General features: G+C 64.4%; 17 protein-coding genes and 1 tRNA gene. 2 read left to right on the top strand and 16 right to left on the bottom strand.

All coding sequences use genetic code 11. The annotated features are described in order from the left end of the window. Positions 1-17: 17 nt before the first annotated feature. The 3 genes from PV773_RS04210 to PV773_RS04200 all read right to left on the bottom strand — a co-directional run bounded on the left by PV773_RS04210 (position 18) and on the right by PV773_RS04200 (position 2,539). Positions 18-404, bottom strand: coding sequence for a MerR family DNA-binding transcriptional regulator (locus tag PV773_RS04210; RefSeq protein ID WP_340038876.1), 387 nt, complete (start codon positions 402-404; stop codon positions 18-20). A gap of 157 nt (positions 405-561) precedes the next feature. After that, positions 562-1,989 (bottom strand): magnesium transporter, encoded by a 1,428-nt coding sequence (mgtE, locus tag PV773_RS04205; protein WP_347965134.1) that lies wholly within the window; start codon positions 1,987-1,989, stop codon positions 562-564. Positions 1,990-2,101: 112 nt separating this feature from the next. Then, positions 2,102-2,539, bottom strand: a complete 438-nt coding sequence (locus tag PV773_RS04200; protein WP_347965133.1) for a helix-turn-helix domain-containing protein — start codon at positions 2,537-2,539, stop codon at positions 2,102-2,104. 71 nt (positions 2,540-2,610) lie between these two features. Here PV773_RS04200 and PV773_RS04195 point away from each other — a divergent pair, with 71 nt between their 5' ends. Next, positions 2,611-4,872 (top strand): heavy metal translocating P-type ATPase, encoded by a 2,262-nt coding sequence (locus PV773_RS04195; protein WP_347965132.1) that lies wholly within the window; start codon positions 2,611-2,613, stop codon positions 4,870-4,872. A gap of 218 nt (positions 4,873-5,090) precedes the next feature. On the opposite strand, the gene PV773_RS04190 is transcribed toward PV773_RS04195, so the two are convergent. Next, positions 5,091-5,175 (bottom strand) — tRNA-Leu (locus PV773_RS04190). Positions 5,176-5,382: 207 nt separating this feature from the next. Here PV773_RS04190 and lipB point away from each other — a divergent pair. Next, a complete protein-coding gene (gene lipB, locus PV773_RS04185; protein ID WP_347965131.1) occupies positions 5,383-6,123 on the top strand; it encodes a lipoyl(octanoyl) transferase LipB in 741 nt (246 codons plus the stop codon). A gap of 463 nt (positions 6,124-6,586) precedes the next feature. Here lipB and PV773_RS04180 read toward each other — a convergent pair whose 3' ends face one another. The 12 genes from PV773_RS04180 to PV773_RS04125 form a co-directional block, all read right to left on the bottom strand. Then, entirely contained in the window at positions 6,587-7,270 is a 684-nt protein-coding gene (locus tag PV773_RS04180) for an ABC transporter ATP-binding protein (RefSeq protein ID WP_347965130.1), read from the bottom strand. After that, positions 7,270-8,556, bottom strand: a complete 1,287-nt coding sequence (locus PV773_RS04175) for a lipoprotein-releasing ABC transporter permease subunit (RefSeq protein ID WP_347965129.1) — start codon at positions 8,554-8,556, stop codon at positions 7,270-7,272. The genes PV773_RS04180 and PV773_RS04175 overlap by 1 nt, the downstream gene beginning before the upstream one ends. Continuing rightward, positions 8,553-9,881, bottom strand: a complete 1,329-nt coding sequence (gene proS, locus PV773_RS04170; protein WP_347965128.1) for a proline--tRNA ligase — start codon at positions 9,879-9,881, stop codon at positions 8,553-8,555. Before proS ends, PV773_RS04175 begins: the two co-directional genes overlap by 4 nt. Positions 9,882-10,323: 442 nt before the next feature. Next, positions 10,324-10,593, bottom strand: a complete 270-nt coding sequence (locus tag PV773_RS04165; protein WP_347965127.1) for a DUF1467 family protein — start codon at positions 10,591-10,593, stop codon at positions 10,324-10,326. Next, a complete protein-coding gene (mce, locus tag PV773_RS04160) occupies positions 10,590-10,994 on the bottom strand; it encodes a methylmalonyl-CoA epimerase (protein ID WP_347965126.1) in 405 nt (134 codons plus the stop codon). The genes PV773_RS04165 and mce overlap by 4 nt, the downstream gene beginning before the upstream one ends. A gap of 17 nt (positions 10,995-11,011) precedes the next feature. Then, positions 11,012-12,682 carry a ribonuclease J gene (locus tag PV773_RS04155; protein WP_347965125.1) on the bottom strand — a complete coding sequence of 557 codons (1,671 nt, stop codon included), beginning with the start codon at positions 12,680-12,682 and terminating at the stop codon, positions 11,012-11,014. A 23-nt stretch (positions 12,683-12,705) separates the two neighbouring features. Further along, positions 12,706-13,533: a biotin--[acetyl-CoA-carboxylase] ligase gene (locus PV773_RS04150; protein ID WP_347965124.1), complete on the bottom strand. Its 828-nt coding sequence runs from the start codon at positions 13,531-13,533 to the stop codon at positions 12,706-12,708. A 4-nt stretch (positions 13,534-13,537) separates the two neighbouring features. Then, positions 13,538-14,974, bottom strand: coding sequence for an NADH-quinone oxidoreductase subunit NuoN (nuoN, locus tag PV773_RS04145; RefSeq protein ID WP_347965123.1), 1,437 nt, complete (start codon positions 14,972-14,974; stop codon positions 13,538-13,540). 17 nt (positions 14,975-14,991) lie between these two features. Beyond that, a complete protein-coding gene (locus tag PV773_RS04140; RefSeq protein ID WP_340038855.1) occupies positions 14,992-16,497 on the bottom strand; it encodes an NADH-quinone oxidoreductase subunit M in 1,506 nt (501 codons plus the stop codon). Beyond that, on the bottom strand, positions 16,497-18,485 hold the full coding sequence (gene nuoL / locus PV773_RS04135; RefSeq protein WP_347965122.1) for an NADH-quinone oxidoreductase subunit L: 1,989 nt from the start codon (positions 18,483-18,485) through the stop codon (positions 16,497-16,499). The genes PV773_RS04140 and nuoL overlap by 1 nt, the downstream gene beginning before the upstream one ends. Positions 18,486-18,495: 10 nt before the next feature. Beyond that, on the bottom strand, positions 18,496-18,804 hold the full coding sequence (gene nuoK / locus PV773_RS04130; protein WP_340038853.1) for an NADH-quinone oxidoreductase subunit NuoK: 309 nt from the start codon (positions 18,802-18,804) through the stop codon (positions 18,496-18,498). Positions 18,805-18,806: 2 nt separating this feature from the next. After that, positions 18,807-19,427: an NADH-quinone oxidoreductase subunit J gene (locus tag PV773_RS04125; protein WP_340038852.1), complete on the bottom strand. Its 621-nt coding sequence runs from the start codon at positions 19,425-19,427 to the stop codon at positions 18,807-18,809. Positions 19,428-19,443 lie beyond the last annotated feature (16 nt).

Below are 19,443 nucleotides of genomic sequence, written 5' to 3'. Positions count from 1 at the left end.
GCCCGCAGCGGCAGGCGTCAGGTGGTGACGCCAAGTTCGACCAGGCGCTCGACACAGGATTCCTCCGCCTGGTCCAGCTCGGCCAGCGTTTCTTCCAGATCGCGCCGCTTCTGCCGCAGATCCTCGCGCTTCTCCTCGATCCGCTTGATCATCAGCTTCAGCTGCCCCACTTCGCCGGGCGGTTCCTTGTACATCTGGATGATCTCGCGGATCTCGTTGATCGAGAAGCCGAGTCGCTTGCCGCGCATGATCTGGCGGATGAGATGCCGGTCCGAGGGCCGGAACAGTCGCGTCCTGCCGCGGCGAACCGGAGAGACGAGCCCCTCGTCTTCATAGAAGCGCAACGTCCGCGTCGAGATGTCGAATTCGCGGGTCAGTTCCGTGATCGAATAGTATTCCCGCATTCCCACTCCACCCGACGGGTCATGCCGCGCCGCTTCCTCACCTTGCCGGGGCGCTAGCCGGGGCGGATGCACCGGCAGGCGGACGGCCGCACAGCCGGGCAAATTCTTAGACTTTGTGATTCTCGCACGCGACTTACGTAAAAGTCAATTGACGCGCCTAGCCGGACTGCGCGCCAAGGTGCAGCCACCAGGTGGCGAGGCTGAGAAAGGCGAGAAAGCCGATAACGTCGGTGATCATCGTGGTGAAGATCGACGACGAGATGGCCGGATCCGCGCCCAGCTTGTCCAGGAACAGCGGAATGAGAATTCCGCCGAGCGCCGCGGCGAGCATGTTGAGGATCATGGCCGTGGCGATGACGAAGCCGAGGTCGACGCTCTGGAACCACGTGCCGGCCACCAGCCCGAGGATCGACGCGATGACCGCGCCGTTCAGAAGCCCGACCATCACCTCGCGGCGGATGACGCGACCGGCATTGTAGATGTCGAGGTCGCGGGTGGCGAGCGCACGCACGGTCACCGTCATCGTCTGCGTGCCCGCATTGCCGCCGAGCGAAGCCACGATCGGCATCAGCGCGGCCAATGCCACCATCTCCTCGATGGTGGCGCCGAACATGCTGATGACCGAAGCCGAGACGAAGGCGGTGCCGAGATTGACCAGAAGCCACGGAACGCGCGAGCGCGATGTCGCGGCCACCGTGTCCGACAGTTCCTCGTCGCCCACGCCGCCCATGCGCAGCAGGTCCTCTTCGGCTTCCTGCTGGATGACGTCGACGACGTCGTCGATGGTGAGCACGCCGACCAGGCGCTCGTTCTCGTCGACGACAGCGGCAGACAAGAGGTCGTATTGCTCGAACTCGCGCGCCGCCTCTTCCTGGTCCATCGTCGCCGGGATGGCGTGGCGCGTCTCGTGCATCACCTCCTCGATCTTCACCGCACGCTTGTTGCGCAGGATCTGGTCGAGATCCATCGCGCCCAGCAGCTTGAAGGTCGGGTCGATGACGAAGACCTGGCTGAAGCGGTCGGGAAGCTCCTTGTCGTCGCGCAGGTAGTCGATGGTCTGGCCGATGGTCCAGAAGGGCGGCACCGCGACGAACTCGGTCTGCATGCGCCGACCCGCCGATTCTTCGGGATAGTCGAGCGAGCGGCGCAGCCGGATGCGTTCGGTGAACGGCAGCTGCGCCAGGATCTCGTTCTGATCCTCGGCGTCGAGATCCTCGAGGATGTACACCGCGTCGTCGGAATCGAGTTCTTGGACGGCCTGCGCGATCTGCTCGTTCGGCAGGTTGTCGACGATGTCGAGGCGGATCGCCTCGTCGACCTCGGTCAGCGCCGAGAAGTCGAAGTCGGAGCCCATGAGCTCCACCAGCGCGAGACGCTGTTCCGGAAGCAGCGCCTCCAGAAGATCGCCGAGCTCGGACTGGTGCAGTCCGGCGGCGTCGCGCTTCAGCGTCAGCGTGTCGCGATCGGCGATCGCAGCCCCGATATGGGCTAGGAACGAGTGAAGGATTGCCCCGTCCTCGCCGTAGATCTCGGCGCCGGTGGCCTCGGCGTCAGCGCCGTGCATCTGGTCTTGCTGGGCTTCCATCGGCGCTTCCCGTCTGCGGATTTTCGGGATTCGAGGTGGTTATCCCTAGACCGCAAAGGGCCGGAATATCAAATGAAATGCGCCTCGCGGCGAGCGGCGGCCACAGCCGGTTTCAGCCCTGTCTCAATCGGGACACATGCTCTGCCGAACACTGGCTGTGGTCGGCGAGGACCTCGATGATGCGGCAGTCGCAGATGCGGCCGTGGCCGCATTCGTCGACCATGCGGGCAAGCTCCACCCGCAGCGCCTGAAGCTTCTCGATGCGCCGGTCGACCTCGCGCAGATGCGCCTTGGCGATGCTGTCGGCCTGATGGCACGAGGCCTGCGGCTCCTGCGACATCGCCAGCAATTCGCGGATTTGGTCGACTTCGAAGCCGAGCTCACGGGCATGCCGGATGAAGTTCAGCCGGTCGACCTCGGTCTTGCCGTAGCGCCTCTGGTTGCCTTCGGTGCGCGGCGGCGCATCAATCAGCCCGATCTGCTCGTAGAAGCGGATCGTCGGCACCTTGACGCCGGTGCGCCGCGCCAGCTCGCCGATGGGCAAATTCATCGCAAATACCTCTTGATCCTATAGTGGCTAGAGATTCTAGCATCGCGTCATATAGGATGAAAGGACCGATTATGAATGATGCCAGCATCGCCAAGACGCGTTTCCGCGTCGGCGGCATGGATTGCGCCTCCTGCGCAACCAAGATCGAGAATGCGGTCACCCGCCTGCCCGGCATCACCGAAGTCGGCATCTCGGTTTCAGCCGGTACCATGACCGTCTCCCACAAGGGTCAGGCTCCCTCGGCGGAGATTTCCCGTCAGGTCAAGGCACTGGGCTATACAGTCGCGGAACTCGGCGCGGCGCGGCCGAACGAAAGCAGCTCGAGCAGGCACGTGCACGGGCCGGGCTGCAGCCACGATCACGGCGCCCATGACCATGCTGGCCACGACAATGGCACGTCGACCGGCCACGCCCATGGCGATGGCACGGCGGACGAAACGACGGGCCACGCCCATTTCGACCTCGACGAAGGTCCCTGGTGGTCGTCGCGCAAGGCGAAGCTGACGATCGCCTGCGGCGTGGCCCTGATCGCCGCCTATGCGATCGGTCAGTTGATGCCGCAGCTTGGCCACTGGGCCTTCCTGGTGGCGCTCGCGGTCGGTCTCGTTCCGGTGGCGCGCCGTGCCCTTGCCGCCGCCCGGACCGGCACGCCGTTCTCCATCGAAACGCTGATGACCATCGCCGCGGTCGGCGCGGTCTTCATCGGCGCCACCGAGGAAGCCTCGATGGTGGTGCTGCTGTTCCTGATCGGCGAGCTTCTCGAGGGTGTGGCCGCGCGGCGGGCACGCGCCAGCATCCGGGGCCTTGCCGACCTGGTGCCCAAGACAGCGCTGCTCGAAGAAGGCGGCACCACCCGGGAGGTGCCGGCGGAAGGCCTGAAGGTCGGATCGATTATCCTGATCCGCCCCGGCGACCGCGTCGCCGCCGACGGCATGATCGTCGAAGGCACGAGCACGCTCGACGAAGCGCCGGTGACCGGCGAAAGCGTTCCGAAATCGAAATCCGTTGGTGACGCGATCTTCGCCGGCACGATCAACACCGATGCCGTGCTCAAGGTCAGGGTGACGGCTGCGGCGGCCGACAACACCATCGCCCGCGTCATCAAGCTGGTCGAAGAGGCGCAGGAGAGCAAGGCACCGACCGAACGCTTCATCGACCGCTTCTCGACCTACTACACGCCGGCGGTGCTGGTGGTCGGCGCGCTCGTCGCCATCCTGCCGCCGCTCGTCGGCGGAGGCGATTGGTCGGCATGGATCTACAAGGGCCTCGCCATCCTTCTGATCGGCTGCCCGTGCGCGCTGGTGATCTCGACGCCGGCCGCGATCGCCGCCGGTCTTTCAGCCGGTGCGCGCCGCGGGCTTCTGCTCAAGGGCGGCGCGGTGCTCGAAGGGATGCGCTCCGTCACCACGGTGGCGCTCGACAAGACCGGAACCCTGACCGAGGGCAAGCCCAAGGTCACCGATATCGTCAGCGTCGGCCGCCCCGAGGCGAAGGTGCTCTCGCTTGCCGCGGCGCTCGAAACCGGCTCCAGCCACCCGCTGGCGCTCGCCATCCTCGCCCGCGCCAAGGCGGACGGCGCACCCGTGCCGCCGGCAATGGCGGCCAAGGCCGTCCCCGGCAAGGGTGTGACCGGCAACGTTGGCGGCGAGCAGGTTTTCCTGGCCTCCCCCGGGGCCGCCGAAGCACTGGGCGCCCTTTCGTCCGAATTGAAGCAGCGGATCGCCGCGTTCAACGCCGACGGCAAGACCGTCTCGGTGCTTTTGGTCGACGACCAGGCGGCCGGCCTGCTTGCCATGCGTGACGAGCCGCGTTCCGATGCGATCGCCGCCCTGGCAAGGTTGAAATCGGAAGGGATCGCTACCGTGATGCTGACCGGCGACAACGAAGCCACCGGGCAGGCGATCGGCAAGGGTCTCGGCATAGATGTCCGCGCCGGCCTGCTTCCCGACGACAAGCAGAACTTCGTGCGCGAGCTGCAGAAAAACGGTCAGGTTGTTGCCAAGGTCGGCGACGGCATCAACGACGCGCCGGCCCTTGCCGCCGCCGATTTCGGCATCGCCATGGGCGGCGGCACGGACGTGGCACTCGAGACAGCCGACGCCGCCATCCTTCACGGCCGGGTTTCCGACATCCCCGACATGATTGCCCTGTCCAAGTCCGTGATGGGCAACATTACCCAGAACATCACCATCGCGCTCGGCCTCAAGGCCGTGTTCCTGGTGACGACGATCGCCGGCCTCACCGGCCTGTGGCCGGCGATCCTCGCCGACACCGGCGCCACGGTGCTCGTCACCGCCAACGCCATGCGCCTGCTGGGCTGGCGCGGCCGCTGAGCAGTCGGCGTAGCCTGCCCGGAGCCTCTCCTCCCGCTCCGGGCGGGCCTTTCCTTGCCGTGGTACAGCCACGCGCGCAATGCGATCCTGAATGGCAGGAACGCTCGGCAATCTCTTGGAAAATCTTCGGAAAAACGCGACGGCTTGGAAATTTCCAAGCCGCTCCTCATCGTGGCCTCATGACCACGCATCGAAGCGAAATGTCACTGGAGAGTGACTGGTGCGGTCGAGAAGACTCGAACTTCCACGGGTTGCCCCACAGCGACCTCAACGCTGCGCGTCTACCAATTCCGCCACGACCGCACGTCACGAAAGGGCCGGTCCGAACCGGCTCGCGGCATGTAGCAAATCGTTTCCGGGGAAACAAGCGTCCTGAACGATATTCGTCCATCATTCTTGCTTGCCCTTGGGGAAGCCGGCGAACTTGCCCAAGAAATGTCTGCCAGGAGGCTCCGCACTGGACCTTTCCGGCATCAGCCGCCATATCTGGCGCAACAACGGACCCTGAAAATGACCGAACGCAGCCAGATCGCCACGTCGTTCCTGCCCCTACCGGGCTCGGTCCCCGTCGAATGGCGAATCGAACCGGGGCTGACGCCCTACGATCGGGCCCTCGCCTTCATGGAGGAGCGAGCCGATGCGATTCGCCAAGACACCGCAGGCGAGATGGTCTGGCTCGTCGAGCACCCCCCGATCTACACCGCCGGCACCAGTGCCCAGGAACAGGATCTCGTCGACCCAGACCGCTTTCCGGTATTCAAGTCAGGACGAGGCGGCGAATACACCTACCATGGCCCCGGCCAGCGCGTCGCCTACGTCATGCTCGACCTCAAGCGCCGACGCGAGGACGTCCGCGCCTTCATCGCCGCCCTCGAAGCCTGGATCATCGAGGCGCTCGCAGCCTTCAACGTGAAAGGCGAACGGCGCGAGGACCGCGTCGGCGTCTGGGTCGTCAGGCCCGACCGCCCGCCCCTGCCCGACGGTACGCCCGCCGAGGACAAGATTGCCGCCATCGGTATCCGCCTGCGGCGCTGGGTGAGCTTCCACGGCATCGCCATCAATGTCGAACCGGACCTTGGCCATTTTTCCGGCATCGTGCCCTGCGGGGTGACCGAGCATGGCGTCACCAGCCTGGTCGACCTCGGGCTTCCGGTGCAGATGCAGGATCTCGACGTCGCGCTCAAGATCGCATTCGAGGAGATATTCGGGCCGGCCAACTCGACCGTCGACACGACCCGCAAGAGTGCCTGACCTGCTTCCGGGTCGTCTGCCCACGGCGCTTGACGAACAAGGCGATCGCCCGTCCTGCGTTAGGCTTCGGGGATGTCCCCGCGGCCCGTCTTTCCAGACCCGGATTGGCATCCGGGCAAGCGCCCGCTTCAGAGCGCGCCGATCCACAGCGCCATGGTGACGAGGAAGGTGCTCATGCAGACCATCGAGACGACGTCCTGGATAAGATCGGTCATAACTCGCTCCTGTTTTTAATATGTTCTCAATTTGTTCTCTTTTAGTTCAAATGTCAACGCATGCCATTGCACTCCGGCCGCTTCATGCGGCGGCCAGCGAATCGACGGTAAACAAAGGATTTAGAAGGGCGAGCGCCGCCGCAATCCGTTAAGGATCGCCCAAATGGCCGGGATCTTGGCGGCAGGGACGGGTCGGAGGGATAGACCCGTCCATCATGCGGCTGATGAGTGCGCGAGCGGCGGGACGCCTAGCGCAGCGGCACGACCTTGCCTTCGGACAGGGTCACGCGGCGATCCATGCGTGCGGCAAGTTCATGGTTGTGGGTCGCGATCAGCGCAGCGAGGCCCGATTGCCGTACCAGCGCCGAAAGCGCGTCGAACACATATCCCGCCGTTACCGGGTCGAGATTGCCGGTCGGCTCGTCCGCCAGCAGCACCAGGGGCGCATTGGCAACCGCGCGGGCAATCGCCACCCGCTGCTGCTCGCCGCCGGAAAGCTCTGCCGGCCGGTGCTGGGCACGCTTTCCGATCTTCATGTAGTCGAGCAGTTGGGCAGCCCTCGCGCTCGCCTCCGACTGCTTCAGACCTCTCACCAGCTGCGGCATCATCACGTTCTCGAGCGCCGAGAATTCCGGCAGGAGATGATGGAACTGGTAGACGAAGCCGATGTCATTGCGCCGGATCGCTGTGCGCTGGTCGTCCGAAAGCCGACCGCAGGCGCGGCCATTGACGATGACGTCGCCCCCGTCCGGCCGCTCCAGCAGGCCCGTGGTGTGCAGCAGCGTCGACTTGCCGGCACCCGACGGTGCCACCAGCGCCACCATTTCCCCCGGAGTAAGCGAGAAATTGGTGCCGCTGAGGATCGTCAGCCGACGCGATCCCTGCTCGTAATGGCGCTCGACGCCCTTGAGTTCGATGACGGGGGCGGCCATCACTCGTACCTCAGCGCTTCGACCGGATCGAGTCTGGCTGCGCGCCATGCCGGGAACAGCGTTGCAATGAACGACAGCACGAGCGCCATCAGCACCACGGAAACCGTCTCGCCCACGTCCATCTTGGCCGGCAATTGGCTGAGGAAATAGAGCTCGGGATTGAAGAGCACGGTGCCCGACAGCCAGGAGAAGAACTGGCGGATACGCTCGACATTGAGGCAGATCACGATGCCGAGGACGACGCCGGCGACGGTACCGGTCACGCCGATGGCCGCGCCGGTCATCAGGAATATGCGCAAGATCGCCCCGCGCGTGGCCCCCATCGTGCGCAGGATAGCGATGTCGTGGCCCTTGTCCTTCACCAGCATGATCAGGCCCGAGATGATGTTGAGCGCGGCCACCAGCACGATCAGCGTGAGGATCATGAACATGACGTTGCGCTCGACCTGCAGCGCCGAGAAGAAGGTCTGGTTGCGCTGGCGCCAGTCGGTCATGAAGATCGGCCTTTGTGCCGCCTCCTCCACCTTTGCCCGAAGCGCGTCGACATTGTCCGGGTCGTCGACATAGATCTCGATCGACCCGGCCTTGCCCTCGGAATTGAAGTAGAGCTGAGCCTCGGAGATCGGCATGAAAATGATCGAGCTGTCGTATTCCGACATGCCGACCTCGAAGATGCCGACGATCGGGTACGACTTGACCCGGGGCGTAGTCCCCAGCGGCGTGACGTCGCCGTCCGGCGAAATCAGCGTGATGCTCTCGCCGAGCACCAGCCCCATGCTGTCGGCCATGCGCTTGCCGATGACGACGCCTTCGCTGCCGTCGAAACCGACGATGGAGCCCTGCTTGATGTTGTTGGCGACAATCGTCACCTTGCCGAGGTCATCGCCCCTGATGCCGCGCACCAGCGCGCCCGTGCCGCTGCCGACGCCACCTTGCGCCAGCACCTGCCCTTCCACGAGGGGAATGGCATATTTGACACCGGCCACGCCGTTGATGCGGTCGGCGACCGCCGCATAGTCCTCGAGCGGATTGTCGACGGGCGTCACGATCAGGTGGCCGTTGACGCCCAGGATGCGGGTCAGCAACTCGGCCCGGAAGCCGTTCATCACCGCCATCACCACGATCAGCGTGGCGACGCCCAGCATGATGCCGAGGAAGGAGATGGAGGCGATGACCGAGATCACCGTCTCCTTGCGCTTCGCCCGCAGGTAGCGCCAGGCCACCATACGTTCGAACACCGAGAATGGCCCCGCTCCGGACGGCTTGGCCCCCGCCACTTTGTTCATGCGCCGGCGCCCAGCTTGGCCAGCGCCTGCGCCACCGGCAGCGTCTCGCGCTCGCCGGACTTGCGGTTCTTGATCTCGACTTCGCCGGCGGCAGCCCCTCGCGGACCGACGATCACCTGCCACGGCAGGCCGATCAGGTCGGCTGAGGCGAACTTGCCGCCCGCGCGCTGGTCGGTATCGTCGTAGAGCACGTCCTTGCCTGCCTTGGCGAAGGCTTCGTAGAGCTCGCCGCAGATGCGGTCGCAGTCGCCGTCGCCGACCTTCATGTTGATCAGGCCGATGTCGAACGGCGCCACCGCCTCCGGCCATATGATGCCGTTCTCGTCATGGCTCGCCTCGATGATCGCCGCGATCAGGCGGCTCGGGCCGATGCCGTAGGAGCCCATCGAAACGAAGTGGTCCTTGCCGTCGGGGCCGGTCACCTTGGCGCCCATCGGCTTGGAGTACTTTTCGCCGAAATGGAAGATGTGGCCGACCTCGATGCCGCGCGCCGAGAGCCTGTCGCCTTCCGGCACCTTGGCCCATGCCGCCTCGTCGTGCATCTCCTCGGTCGCCGCATAGGGCGTCGTCCATTCCTTGACGATGCCGCCGATCTGGGCGTCGTCGCCGAAGTTGGTCTCGGCGCCCGGAACCGGCAGGCCGAGGAAGTCGCGGTGGCAGAACACCTGGCTCTCGCCGGTATCGGCCAGGATGATGAATTCGTGGCTGAGGTCGCCGCCGATCGGGCCGGTGTCGGCGCGCATCGGGATCGCCTGCAGGCCCATGCGCGTGAAGGTGCGCAGGTAGGAGACGAACATCCGGTTGTAGGCCGCCTTCGCGCCCTCGTAGTCGAGGTCGAACGAATAGGCATCCTTCATCAGGAACTCGCGGCTGCGCATCACGCCGAAGCGCGGACGCACCTCGTCGCGGAACTTCCACTGGATGTGGTAGAGGTTGAGCGGCAGGTCCTTGTAGGACTTGACGTAGGAACGGAAGATCTCCGTCACCATCTCCTCGTTGGTCGGGCCGAACAGCATGTCGCGCTCATGCCTGTCCTTGATGCGCAGCATCTCCTTGCCGTAGTCGTCGTAGCGGCCGCTCTCGCGCCACAGGTCGGCGGACTGGATGGTCGGCATAAGGATTTCCAGCGCCCCGGCCCGGTCCTGTTCCTCGCGCACGATCCGGCAGACCTTGTCCAGCACACGCTTGCCGAGCGGCAGCCACGAGAAGCTGCCCGCGGCCTGTTGCCTGATCATGCCCGCCCGCAGCATCAGCCGGTGCGAAACGATTTCCGCCTCGCGAGGATTCTCTTTCAGGATGGGCAGGAAATAGCGCGACAGACGCATCGAGTGTTCCATGAAGCGAAAGTGCCGGAATCGGCAGATTGGTGAGGCTTGCTTGAACGCGCTTCATAGCCATTTCATGGCCGAATGGAAACCCGCGCACTCAGCTTCCCGTCGCGTCAGAATGCCCTGATCGTTTGCCCGGCAACGACTGCCCGCGGATTGTGCAATGCAGCATAGGATTGCTCCTATGGAAGCAAAATACCGCGTGACAATTCATTTCCGCTTGGTCTAATGTGCCCCGATAACCGAGAGGGCGGAGAAAAAATCCGCTCTCCTACGCGGTCAAAGTCTTGGGAGGATGCGATCTAGGCGCGGTAACTCGCTGCCGCCGGACACCGGAAAGCAGATCGGACGCGTTTAAATTGCAAGGCCTCGCGCCTTGCATTTTTTTTGCCCGAACATCAGCTTAGGCGGACTTCCTAAACAATGCTGCCAGGTCCCGTTATCTAAGTTCCGGCAGGAAGTTCGGGAAGTCGTCGAACGAATACCCAAGCCCGCGTGTGATGCCGAAGAAGCCGCCCATCAGGACGGCCGTCACCACCGACGTCCACAAGATCGCCCTCAACATATGCGGGCCGCGCGGGGCGCTCGACACCGTTCCGAGGGTAACGTCGTTGTCCTCGTCCTGCGTCTTCAGGCCGAATGGCAGGATGGCGAACAGGGTCAGCCACCAGAAGACGAAGTACATCGCAATGATTGAAACCCAGGTCATGCCTGTTCGAGCTCCACGAGCGTGCCCTGGAAGTCCCTGGGGTGCAGGAAGAGCACCGGTTTGCCATGCGCGCCGATCTTTGGATTGCCGTCGCCGAGCACGCGCGCGCCGGAAGCCTTGAGCCGGTCGCGTGCGGCCAGGATGTCGTCGACCTCGTAACAGACATGGTGCATGCCGCCTGCCGCGTTCTTCTCGAGGAAGGCCGCGATCGGCGAGCCGTCGCCGAGAGGTTCGAGCAGTTCGATCTTGGTGTTGCCCACGTCGATGAACACCACGGTCACGCCGTGCTCGGGCAGCGCCTGCGGCTCGGTTACCCGTGCACCGAGCGTGTCCCGGTAGACGGCGCTCGCCGCCGCCAGGTCCGGCACGGCGATTGCGACGTGATTGAGACGTCCGAGCATCTTCAGTCCTGTTGTCCTCAGCGCGTGACGAACACCGTCACCAGCGGCTTCTTGCCCCAGGCTTCGTTGGCGGCACCACGCACGGCGCGCCGAACCGCTTCCTGAACCAGATCGAGGTCTTTTCGGCGAGCACGGGGTATGGAGTCTACGGCGCCTATTGCCGCATCAAGCATCAATTCTTCGAGCGCGTCGCCGCCGGCGTTGGTTTCGGCGACACCGATGGCCACCAGATCCGGGTCGCCGGACAGTTCGTATTTGTCGTCCAACACCACGTTGACGGCAACGTGGCCGGCAAAAGACAGCTTGCGACGTTCGCGAATGCCCATCGCTTCGTCGGTGCCGATGAGCTTGCCGTCCTTGTAGACACGGCCGAACGGCACCTGGTCGATGATTTCCGCGGCACCTGGCCACAGTCTCAGCATGTCACCGTCGCGGATCTGCGCCACCTCGGGAATACCCGACATCGACATCAGCGATCCCTGGGCGACCAGATGGGCCGCCTCGCCGTGCACGGGCACGCCGATCCGAGGTCGCACCCACTCGTACATGCGCTTGAGTTCGCTGCGGCGAGGATGGCCCGAGACGTGCACCAGCGCGTCGCCGTCCTCGATGATCTTCATGCCCTGGTCGACGAGCAGGTTCTTGATCTCGAGGATCGCCTTCTCGTTGCCCGGAATGGTACGTGAGGAGAACACAACGGTATCGCCCGGCGACAGCGCCACGGTCTTCATCTCGTCGCGCGCCAGCTTCGCAAGTGCTGCCCGCGGCTCGCCCTGGCTGCCGGTGCAGATGACGACCAGGTTCTCGCGCGGGATGTAGCCGTAATCTTCTTCGGAAACGAAATCCGGCAGACCGTCCATGTAGCCGAGCTCGGTCGACACGTCGATGACGCGCTTGAGCGAACGGCCCATCACCAGCACCTGGCGCCCGGCGTCGCGCGCGGCCTCCGCGATCGAGCGGATGCGCCCGACATTGGACGAGAAGGTGGTGACGGCGACACGGCCCTTGGCCTGTTCGATTACTTCCCTCAGCCCCTGCCCGACCTGCTGTTCGGAGGGCGAATCGCCCTCGCGCATGGCGTTGGTCGAATCGCAGACGAGCGCCAGCACGCCCTTGTCGCCATAGGCGCGGAAACGCGCCTCGTCCGTCAGCGGGCCGATCTCCGGCGCCGGATCGATCTTCCAGTCGCCCGTGTGGATCACGGTGCCTGCCGGCGTGGTGATCGCCAGCGACATCGGCTCGGGGATCGAGTGGGTCACGGGGATCGCCTCGATCTCGAACGGCCCGATCGTGAACTTTTCACCGGCACGGAAGATCGTCACCGGGATCTTCGGCGCCCCCTGCTCCGACTGCCGCTTGGCTTCCAGCAAGCCGGCCGTGAACGGCGTCATCCACACCGGCGCCTTGAGCTTGGGCCAGACGTCGTGCAGCGCGCCGTAGTGGTCCTCATGCGCGTGGGTGATGACGATGCCGCGGAGGTTCTTCAACTCCTCCTCGATGAAACGGGTATCCGGCAGCACCAGGTCGACCCCCGGCAGGCCGGCATCGGGAAAGGTCACGCCGACGTCAACGACGATCCACTCGCGCGCATCGGCCGGGCCGAAGCCGTAGAGGGCGAAATTCATGCCGATCTCGCCCACGCCGCCGAGCGGCACGAATACGAGTTCGGCGTTTTCCGCTTTCGCCATACCAGATTTTCCTTTCAGGCCCGTCAGGCCGCGCCGGCCGAGGCCACCGCGCCGAAATGTACATCGCCAGCGGCGATCTTTACCGTCTCACCTTTAGCGTCACGGATGACGAAGCGGCAATCCTCGTCAATGGTTTCGAATACACCGCGCACGACATTTCCTTCGAGCCGCACGGCCACTTCGCTGCCGAGACCGGCAGCGCGCTCCAGCCACTTCCGCCGGATTGCCGCAAGCCCCCGTCCCCCGGCCCAAAGCCTTTCGTTCTCGCTCCAGCCGTCGGACAGCGCGAGGAACAGCGTCTCCGCGTCGACGTCGGATCCGAGGCTGGCGAGCGACGTCGCCGGATAGGGAACGTCGGTGGGATGGGCGACGACGTTGACGCCGATGCCGATCGCGACGGCGAGCCGCCCATGCGGAAGCGTCGTCGATTCAAGCAGGATGCCTGCGAGCTTTGCGCCGGAGGCGAGCACGTCGTTCGGCCATTTCAGCTCGAAACGCTTGACGCCCTGCCCGCTGCCGCCATCGACACCGACGGCAAAGCGTGCGTTCGGAGCGACCGCGTCGAGCGCATCGGCCAGCGCCAGTCCGGCGACGAAGCCGAGCGTCGCGGCATACTGCAGATCGCGGTCCAGGATCGTGAGCAGCGTCGCGGCGAGATTGCCCTCCGGCGTCGCCCAGTTGCGCCCGCGCCGGCCGCGCCCGCTTTCCTGCTTCCTGGAGACGACCCAGAGTTTTCCCGGATCACCGGCCAGTGCCCGCTCCAGTGCCAGCGCATTCGTCGACCCTACCGAGTCATGGGCTTCCAGGCGGAAGCCGGCAGCGCTGGCCGTTGGTGCGAGTTGGAACCCCATGCCGTCAGAAGAACGTCTTCGCAGCGGCTTCCGCCATCTGCCCGACGGGTCCGCCGATCAGCACGTAGAACAGCACGAACGCACCGGAGAGCCCGAGCACGAGGCGGAGCTCGCCGGCCATCGGCTGGAAGCCGCCGACCGGTTCGTCGAACCACATGACCTTGATGATGCGCAGGTAATAGAACGCACCCACGACCGAAGCCAGCATGCCGATGATGGCCAGCGCGTAGAGCTGGGCGTCGATGGCGGCAAGGAAGACGTACCACTTCCCCCAGAAGCCCGCGAGCGGCGGAATGCCGGCCAGCGAGAACATCAGGATGGTGAGGATCGTCGCCATCATCGGGTTGGTGTTCGACAGGCCGGCCAGATCGCTGATCTGCTCGACATTGCCGTCCTTGCGACGCATCGCCAGGATGAAGGCGAAGGTGCCGAGCGTCATGACCATGTAGATCAGCATGTAGATGACGACGCCGCGGACGCCGGCCTGGCTGTTGGCGGCAAGGCCGACCAGCGCATAGCCCATGTGACCGATCGACGAGTAGGCCATCAGGCGCTTGATGTTCTTCTGGCCGATCGCGGCGAAGGCGCCCAGCGCCATCGAAGCGATGGAGATGAAGACCACGATCTGCTGCCAGTCGGGCGCGATCGGCTCGAAGGCGCCGACGGTGACGCGCACGATCAGCGCCATCGCAGCCATCTTCGGGGCGGCCGCAAAGAAGGCGGTCACCGGCGTCGGCGCACCTTCATAGACGTCCGGCGTCCACATGTGGAACGGAACCGCCGAGATCTTGAAGCACAGGCCTGCCAGCACGAACACCAGACCGAAGACCAGGCCGAGCTGACGCTCGCCGCCGGTCAGCGCCGTGGCAACGGCTTCGAAGGACGTGTGGCCGGTGTAGCCGTAGACCAGGCTGATGCCGTAGAGCAGCATGCCCGAGGACAGGGCGCCGAGCACGAAATACTTCAGGCCTGCCTCGGTCGAGCGCACGTTCTCGCGGTTGATCGCGGCGATGACGTAGAGCGCCAGCGACTGCAGCTCGAGCCCGAGATAGAGCGCCAGCATGTCGTTGGCCGAAATCATCAGCAGCATGCCGAGCGTCGACAGCATGACCAGCACCGGATATTCGAACTTGTCGAACTTCTCGGCCTTGGCGAACCCCACCGACATCACCAGCGTGACCACCGAGCCTACCAGCGTCAGCATCTTCATGAAGCGGGCGAACGGATCGGAGACGAAGGCACCGCCGTAGGCCGCACCGTCGCCGCCGAAGACCAGCATCCAGCCACCCGCAGCGATCAGCAGCGCGACGGCCAGGCCGGTGACGGTCGTGTTGGCCCGCTCTCCCGAGAACACGCCGACCATCAGCAGCGCGAGCGCGCCGGCGGCGATGATCAGTTCGGGCGCCGAGAGCGAGAGGCTCGAAAGGAGTTCGGGCGTCATTGTTCGCAAAACCCCTGTCAGTTCGCCGCCGCGGTCTGCGCGGCGTCGATCGATACGGTTACGTTGTTGATCAACGCCTTCACGGAAGCGGCCGTGGCGTCGAAGACCGGCGCCGGGTAGACGCCGTAAAAGATGACCAGGATGACGAGCGGGTAGAGCACCACCTTCTCGCGGCCGGACAGGTCGAACAGGCCCTTCAGGCTTTCCTTGGTCAGCGCGCCGAACACGACGCGGCGGTAGAGCCAGAGCGCATAGGCCGCCGACAGGATCACGCCGGTCGCCGCGAACAGCGCCACCCAGGTGTTGACCTGGAAGATGCCGAACAGCGTCAGGAACTCGCCGACAAAGCCGCTGGTGCCGGGCAGGCCGACATTGGCCATCGTGAAGATCAGGAAGGCCACGGCATATTTCGGCATGTTGTTGACGAGGCCGCCATAGGCCGCGATCTCGCGGGTATGCATACGGTCGTAGACCACGCCGACGCAGAGGAACAGCGCGCCCGACACCAGGCCGTGGCTGAGCATCTGGAAGATCGCGCCCTGCACGCCTTCCTGGTTCATGGCGAAGATACCCATGGTCACGTAGCCCATGTGCGCCACCGACGAATAGGCGATCAGCTTCTTGATGTCCTCCTGCATCAGCGCCACCAGCGAGGTGTAGATGATGGCGATGACCGACAGGGAGAACACCAGCGGGGCAAAGAACTCGGAGGCCAGCGGAAACATTGGCAGCGAGAAGCGCAGGAAGCCGTATCCGCCCATCTTCAAGAGGATGCCTGCCAGGATGACCGAACCCGCCGTCGGCGCCTCGACGTGCGCGTCGGGCAACCAGGTGTGTACCGGCCACATCGGCATCTTCACCGCGAACGAGGCGAAGAAGGCGAGCCACAGCCATGTCTGCATGCTGGCCGGGAAGCCGTATGTCAGCAGGGTCGGGATGTCGGTCGTGCCGGCCTGCCAGAACATCGCCATCACGGCGAGCAGCATGAGCACGGAGCCGAGCAGGGTGAACAGGAAGAACTTGAAGCTCGCATAGACGCGGCGCTTGCCGCCCCACACGCCGATGATGATGAACATCGGGATGAGGACGCCTTCGAAGAAGACGTAGAAGAGCACGATGTCGAGCGCACAGAACACGCCGATCATCATGGTCTCCAGGACAAGGAACGAGATCATGTATTCCTTGACGCGCTTTTCCACCGACTCCCAGCTCGCCAGGATGCACAGCGGCATCAGGAAGGTCGTCAGGATGACGAACAGCATGGAAATGCCGTCGACGCCCATCTTGTACGAGATGCCGGAGTCGAGCCAGGCGGCCTGTTCGACGAACTGGAAGCCCGGCTCCGCATTGTCGAAATAGACCCAGATCAGCAGCGATACCGCGAAGGTGAACACCGTGGTCCAGAGCGCGACGTTGCGGATGTTGCGCCGCGCAGCTTCGCCGTCGTCCCGGATCAGCAGGATCAGGAGCGCGCCGACGAGCGGCAGGAAGGTGACCAGCGAAAGAATGGGAACGCCAGACATCAGAAGGAGCTCCCGAGCATCATCCAGGTAACGAGGGCGGCCACACCGATGAGCATGGCGAAGGCGTAGTGATAGAGATAACCCGTCTGCAGCTTGACGACGCGGCTCGTCACGTCGACGACGCGGGCCGAGATGCCGTCGGCGCCGAAGCCGTCGATGAGCCAGCCGTCACCCTTCTTCCACAGGAAGCGACCGAGCCACTTGGCCGGGCGCACGAAGAGGAAGTCGTAGAGCTCGTCGAAGTACCACTTGTTGAGCAGGAAGGCGTAGAGCCCGCGATGACGCTGAGCCAAAACCTTCGGCATTTCCGGCGAGCGGATGTAGAACAGGTAGGCCATGCCGAAGCCGATGATCATGGCGACGAACGGCGCGAGCTTCACCCACATCGGCACGGTGTGGAACTCGTGCAGGATCTCGTTGGTCTCGAGCGTGAACAGCGCGCCTTTCCAGAACTCGCCATAGGCCTCGCCGATGAACTGCTGGTGGAACATGACGCCCGCAAACAGCGCGCCCACGGCCAGGATGAACAGTGGCACCAGCATCACCGGCGGCGATTCGTGCACGTGGTGCATGACGTCGGCTGTGGCGCGCGGCGTGCCGTGGAAGGTCATGAAGATCAGGCGCCAGGAATAGAAGCTGGTGAAGCAGGCGGCGATGACCAGCGCGGCGAAGGCGAAGCCGGCGACGGCGTTGTGGCCGACGAAGGCGCCTTCGATGATGGCGTCCTTGGAGAAGAAGCCGGCCGTGCCGATGACCGTCGCCGGGATGCCGACGCCGGTGAGTGCCAGCGTGCCGATGACCATCATCCAGTAGGTGCTGGGGATCAGCTTCCTGAGCCCGCCCATCTTGCGCATGTCCTGTTCGTCCGAGACGGCGTGGATCACCGAGCCCGACCCCAGGAACAGCAGCGCCTTAAAGAAGGCATGCGTGAACAGGTGGAAGATCGCGGCCGAATAGAAGCCCATGCCCAGCGCCACGAACATGTAGCCGAGCTGCGAGCAGGTCGAATAGGCGATGACGCGCTTGATGTCGTTCTGCACGAGGCCGACGGTCGCCGCGAAAAAGGCGGTGAAGGCGCCGATGAAGGTCACGACCGTCAAGGCCGTGCCCGACAGTTCGAAAATCGGCGACAGGCGCGCCAGCATGAACACGCCGGCGGTGACCATCGTCGCCGCGTGGATCAGGGCCGAAACGGGCGTCGGGCCTTCCATGGCGTCCGGCAGCCAGGTGTGCAGCGGCACCTGCGCCGACTTGCCCATGGCGCCCATGAACAGCAGCAGGCAGACCACCGTGATCGCATTGGACTTGTCGAGCGCATAGCCGAGGAAGTTCAGAACCGCCTCGCCGTTCTCCGCGACACCTTCGGCCGGCAGATACGAGGCTGCGTTGGCGAAGATGGTGCCCAGATTGACCGAGCCGAACAGCACGAACACGCCGAAGATGCCGAGCAGGAAGCCGAAGTCGCCGACGCGGTTGACGACGAAGGCCTTGATGGCGGCGGCGTTCGCCGAGGGCTTCTTGTACCAGAAGCCGATCAGCAGGTAGGACGCCAGGCCCACGCCTTCCCACCCGAAGAACATCTGGACGAGGTTGTCCGACGTCACCAGCATCAGCATGGCGAAGGTGAACAGCGACAGATAGGCAAAGAAGCGCGGCCGATGCGGGTCGTGGTGCATGTAGCCGATCGAGTAGATGTGCACGAGGGCCGACACGGTGTTGACCACGACCAGCATGACCACCGTCAGCGTGTCGATGCGCAATTCCCAGTTGGCCTGCAGCGCGCCGGAATCGAGGAAGCGCAGCACCGGCACGGTGAACACCTCGACGTCGCCGAGGCCGACCGTGATGAAGGCCACCCAGGACAGCACGGCGGAAACCACCAGCAGCCCGGAAGTGACGTACTCGGATGCCTTCGCACCGATCGCACGGCCGAATAGGCCGGCGATCAGGAAGCCGAGCAGCGGAAGGAAGACGATTGCCTGATACATTTTTGTCCCGTCAGCCCTTCATCATGTTCACGTCTTCGACCGCGATGGACCCGCGGTTGCGGAAGAATACGACCAGAATGGCAAGACCGATCGCCGCCTCGGCTGCGGCCACCGTGAGCACGAACAGCGCGAACACCTGCCCGACGAGGTCGCCGAGCTGGGCCGAGAACGCCACGAAGTTGATATTGACCGCGAGCAGGATGAGCTCGACCGACATCAGGATGACGATGACGTTCTTGCGGTTCAGGAAGATGCCGAACACGCCGAGCGTGAACAGGATCGCCGAAACGGTCAGATAGTGTGAAATGCCCACAACCATGGTCAGATTCCCTTGCCCGTCTCGACCTTCTTGACCTCGATCGCGGTGGCCGGGGTGCGGGCCACCTGCGCGGGGATGCTCTGGCGCTTGACGTTCGGCTTGTGGCGCAGCGTCAGCACGATGGCGCCGATCATGGCGACCAGGAGCACGAGGCCGGCGATCTGGAAGAAGTAGATGTAGTCGGTGTAGAGGATGTCGCCGAGCGCCGCCGTGTTGTGGCGCACCGCGACGTCCGGGGTCGGCTGCGCGACCGTCTCGGCGAGCTTCGGCGCGAAGGCGTACCCGCCGGTGACGACGATCAGTTCGGCGGCGAGGATGAGGCCTACCAGCGCGCCGATCGGGGCATATTGCAGCGCGCCCGACTTGAGCTCGGCGAAGTCGACGTCGAGCATCATGACGACGAACAGGAACAGCACCGCGACCGCGCCGACGTAGACCACCAAGAGGATCATCGCCAGGAACTCGGCGCCGGTCAAAAGGAAGAGGCCTGCTGCGTTGAAGAACGTCAGGATCAGGTAGAGCACCGAATGAACCGGGTTGCGGGCGGAGATGACCATGAAGGCCGACGCCACCGCGATGAAGGCGAAGAGGTAGAAGAATACCGCTTCAAGTCCGTTGAGCATGGGGTTCCCCCGGTTT

The organism is Mesorhizobium sp. CC13 (assembly GCF_039907765.1).
Classification (GTDB): Bacteria; Pseudomonadota; Alphaproteobacteria; order Rhizobiales; family Rhizobiaceae; genus Aminobacter.
Note: the sequence above shows the minus strand (reverse complement) of the source record. Positions and strands in the feature narration are given on the sequence as shown.

Coding starts and splice junctions, on each gene's coding strand:
- PV773_RS04210 (WP_340038876.1), bottom strand. CDS start 404: ATGCGGGAATACTATTCGATCACGGAACTGACCCGCGAATTCGACATC.
- mgtE (WP_347965134.1), bottom strand. CDS start 1,989: ATGGAAGCCCAGCAAGACCAGATGCACGGCGCTGACGCCGAGGCCACC.
- PV773_RS04200 (WP_347965133.1), bottom strand. CDS start 2,539: ATGAATTTGCCCATCGGCGAGCTGGCGCGGCGCACCGGCGTCAAGGTG.
- PV773_RS04195 (WP_347965132.1), top strand. CDS start 2,611: ATGAATGATGCCAGCATCGCCAAGACGCGTTTCCGCGTCGGCGGCATG.
- lipB (WP_347965131.1), top strand. CDS start 5,383: ATGACCGAACGCAGCCAGATCGCCACGTCGTTCCTGCCCCTACCGGGC.
- PV773_RS04180 (WP_347965130.1), bottom strand. CDS start 7,270: ATGGCCGCCCCCGTCATCGAACTCAAGGGCGTCGAGCGCCATTACGAG.
- PV773_RS04175 (WP_347965129.1), bottom strand. CDS start 8,556: ATGAACAAAGTGGCGGGGGCCAAGCCGTCCGGAGCGGGGCCATTCTCG.
- proS (WP_347965128.1), bottom strand. CDS start 9,881: ATGCGTCTGTCGCGCTATTTCCTGCCCATCCTGAAAGAGAATCCTCGC.
- PV773_RS04165 (WP_347965127.1), bottom strand. CDS start 10,593: ATGACCTGGGTTTCAATCATTGCGATGTACTTCGTCTTCTGGTGGCTG.
- mce (WP_347965126.1), bottom strand. CDS start 10,994: ATGCTCGGACGTCTCAATCACGTCGCAATCGCCGTGCCGGACCTGGCG.
- PV773_RS04155 (WP_347965125.1), bottom strand. CDS start 12,682: ATGGCGAAAGCGGAAAACGCCGAACTCGTATTCGTGCCGCTCGGCGGC.
- PV773_RS04150 (WP_347965124.1), bottom strand. CDS start 13,533: ATGGGGTTCCAACTCGCACCAACGGCCAGCGCTGCCGGCTTCCGCCTG.
- nuoN (WP_347965123.1), bottom strand. CDS start 14,974: ATGACGCCCGAACTCCTTTCGAGCCTCTCGCTCTCGGCGCCCGAACTG.
- PV773_RS04140 (WP_340038855.1), bottom strand. CDS start 16,497: ATGTCTGGCGTTCCCATTCTTTCGCTGGTCACCTTCCTGCCGCTCGTC.
- nuoL (WP_347965122.1), bottom strand. CDS start 18,485: ATGTATCAGGCAATCGTCTTCCTTCCGCTGCTCGGCTTCCTGATCGCC.
- nuoK (WP_340038853.1), bottom strand. CDS start 18,804: ATGGTTGTGGGCATTTCACACTATCTGACCGTTTCGGCGATCCTGTTC.
- PV773_RS04125 (WP_340038852.1), bottom strand. CDS start 19,427: ATGCTCAACGGACTTGAAGCGGTATTCTTCTACCTCTTCGCCTTCATC.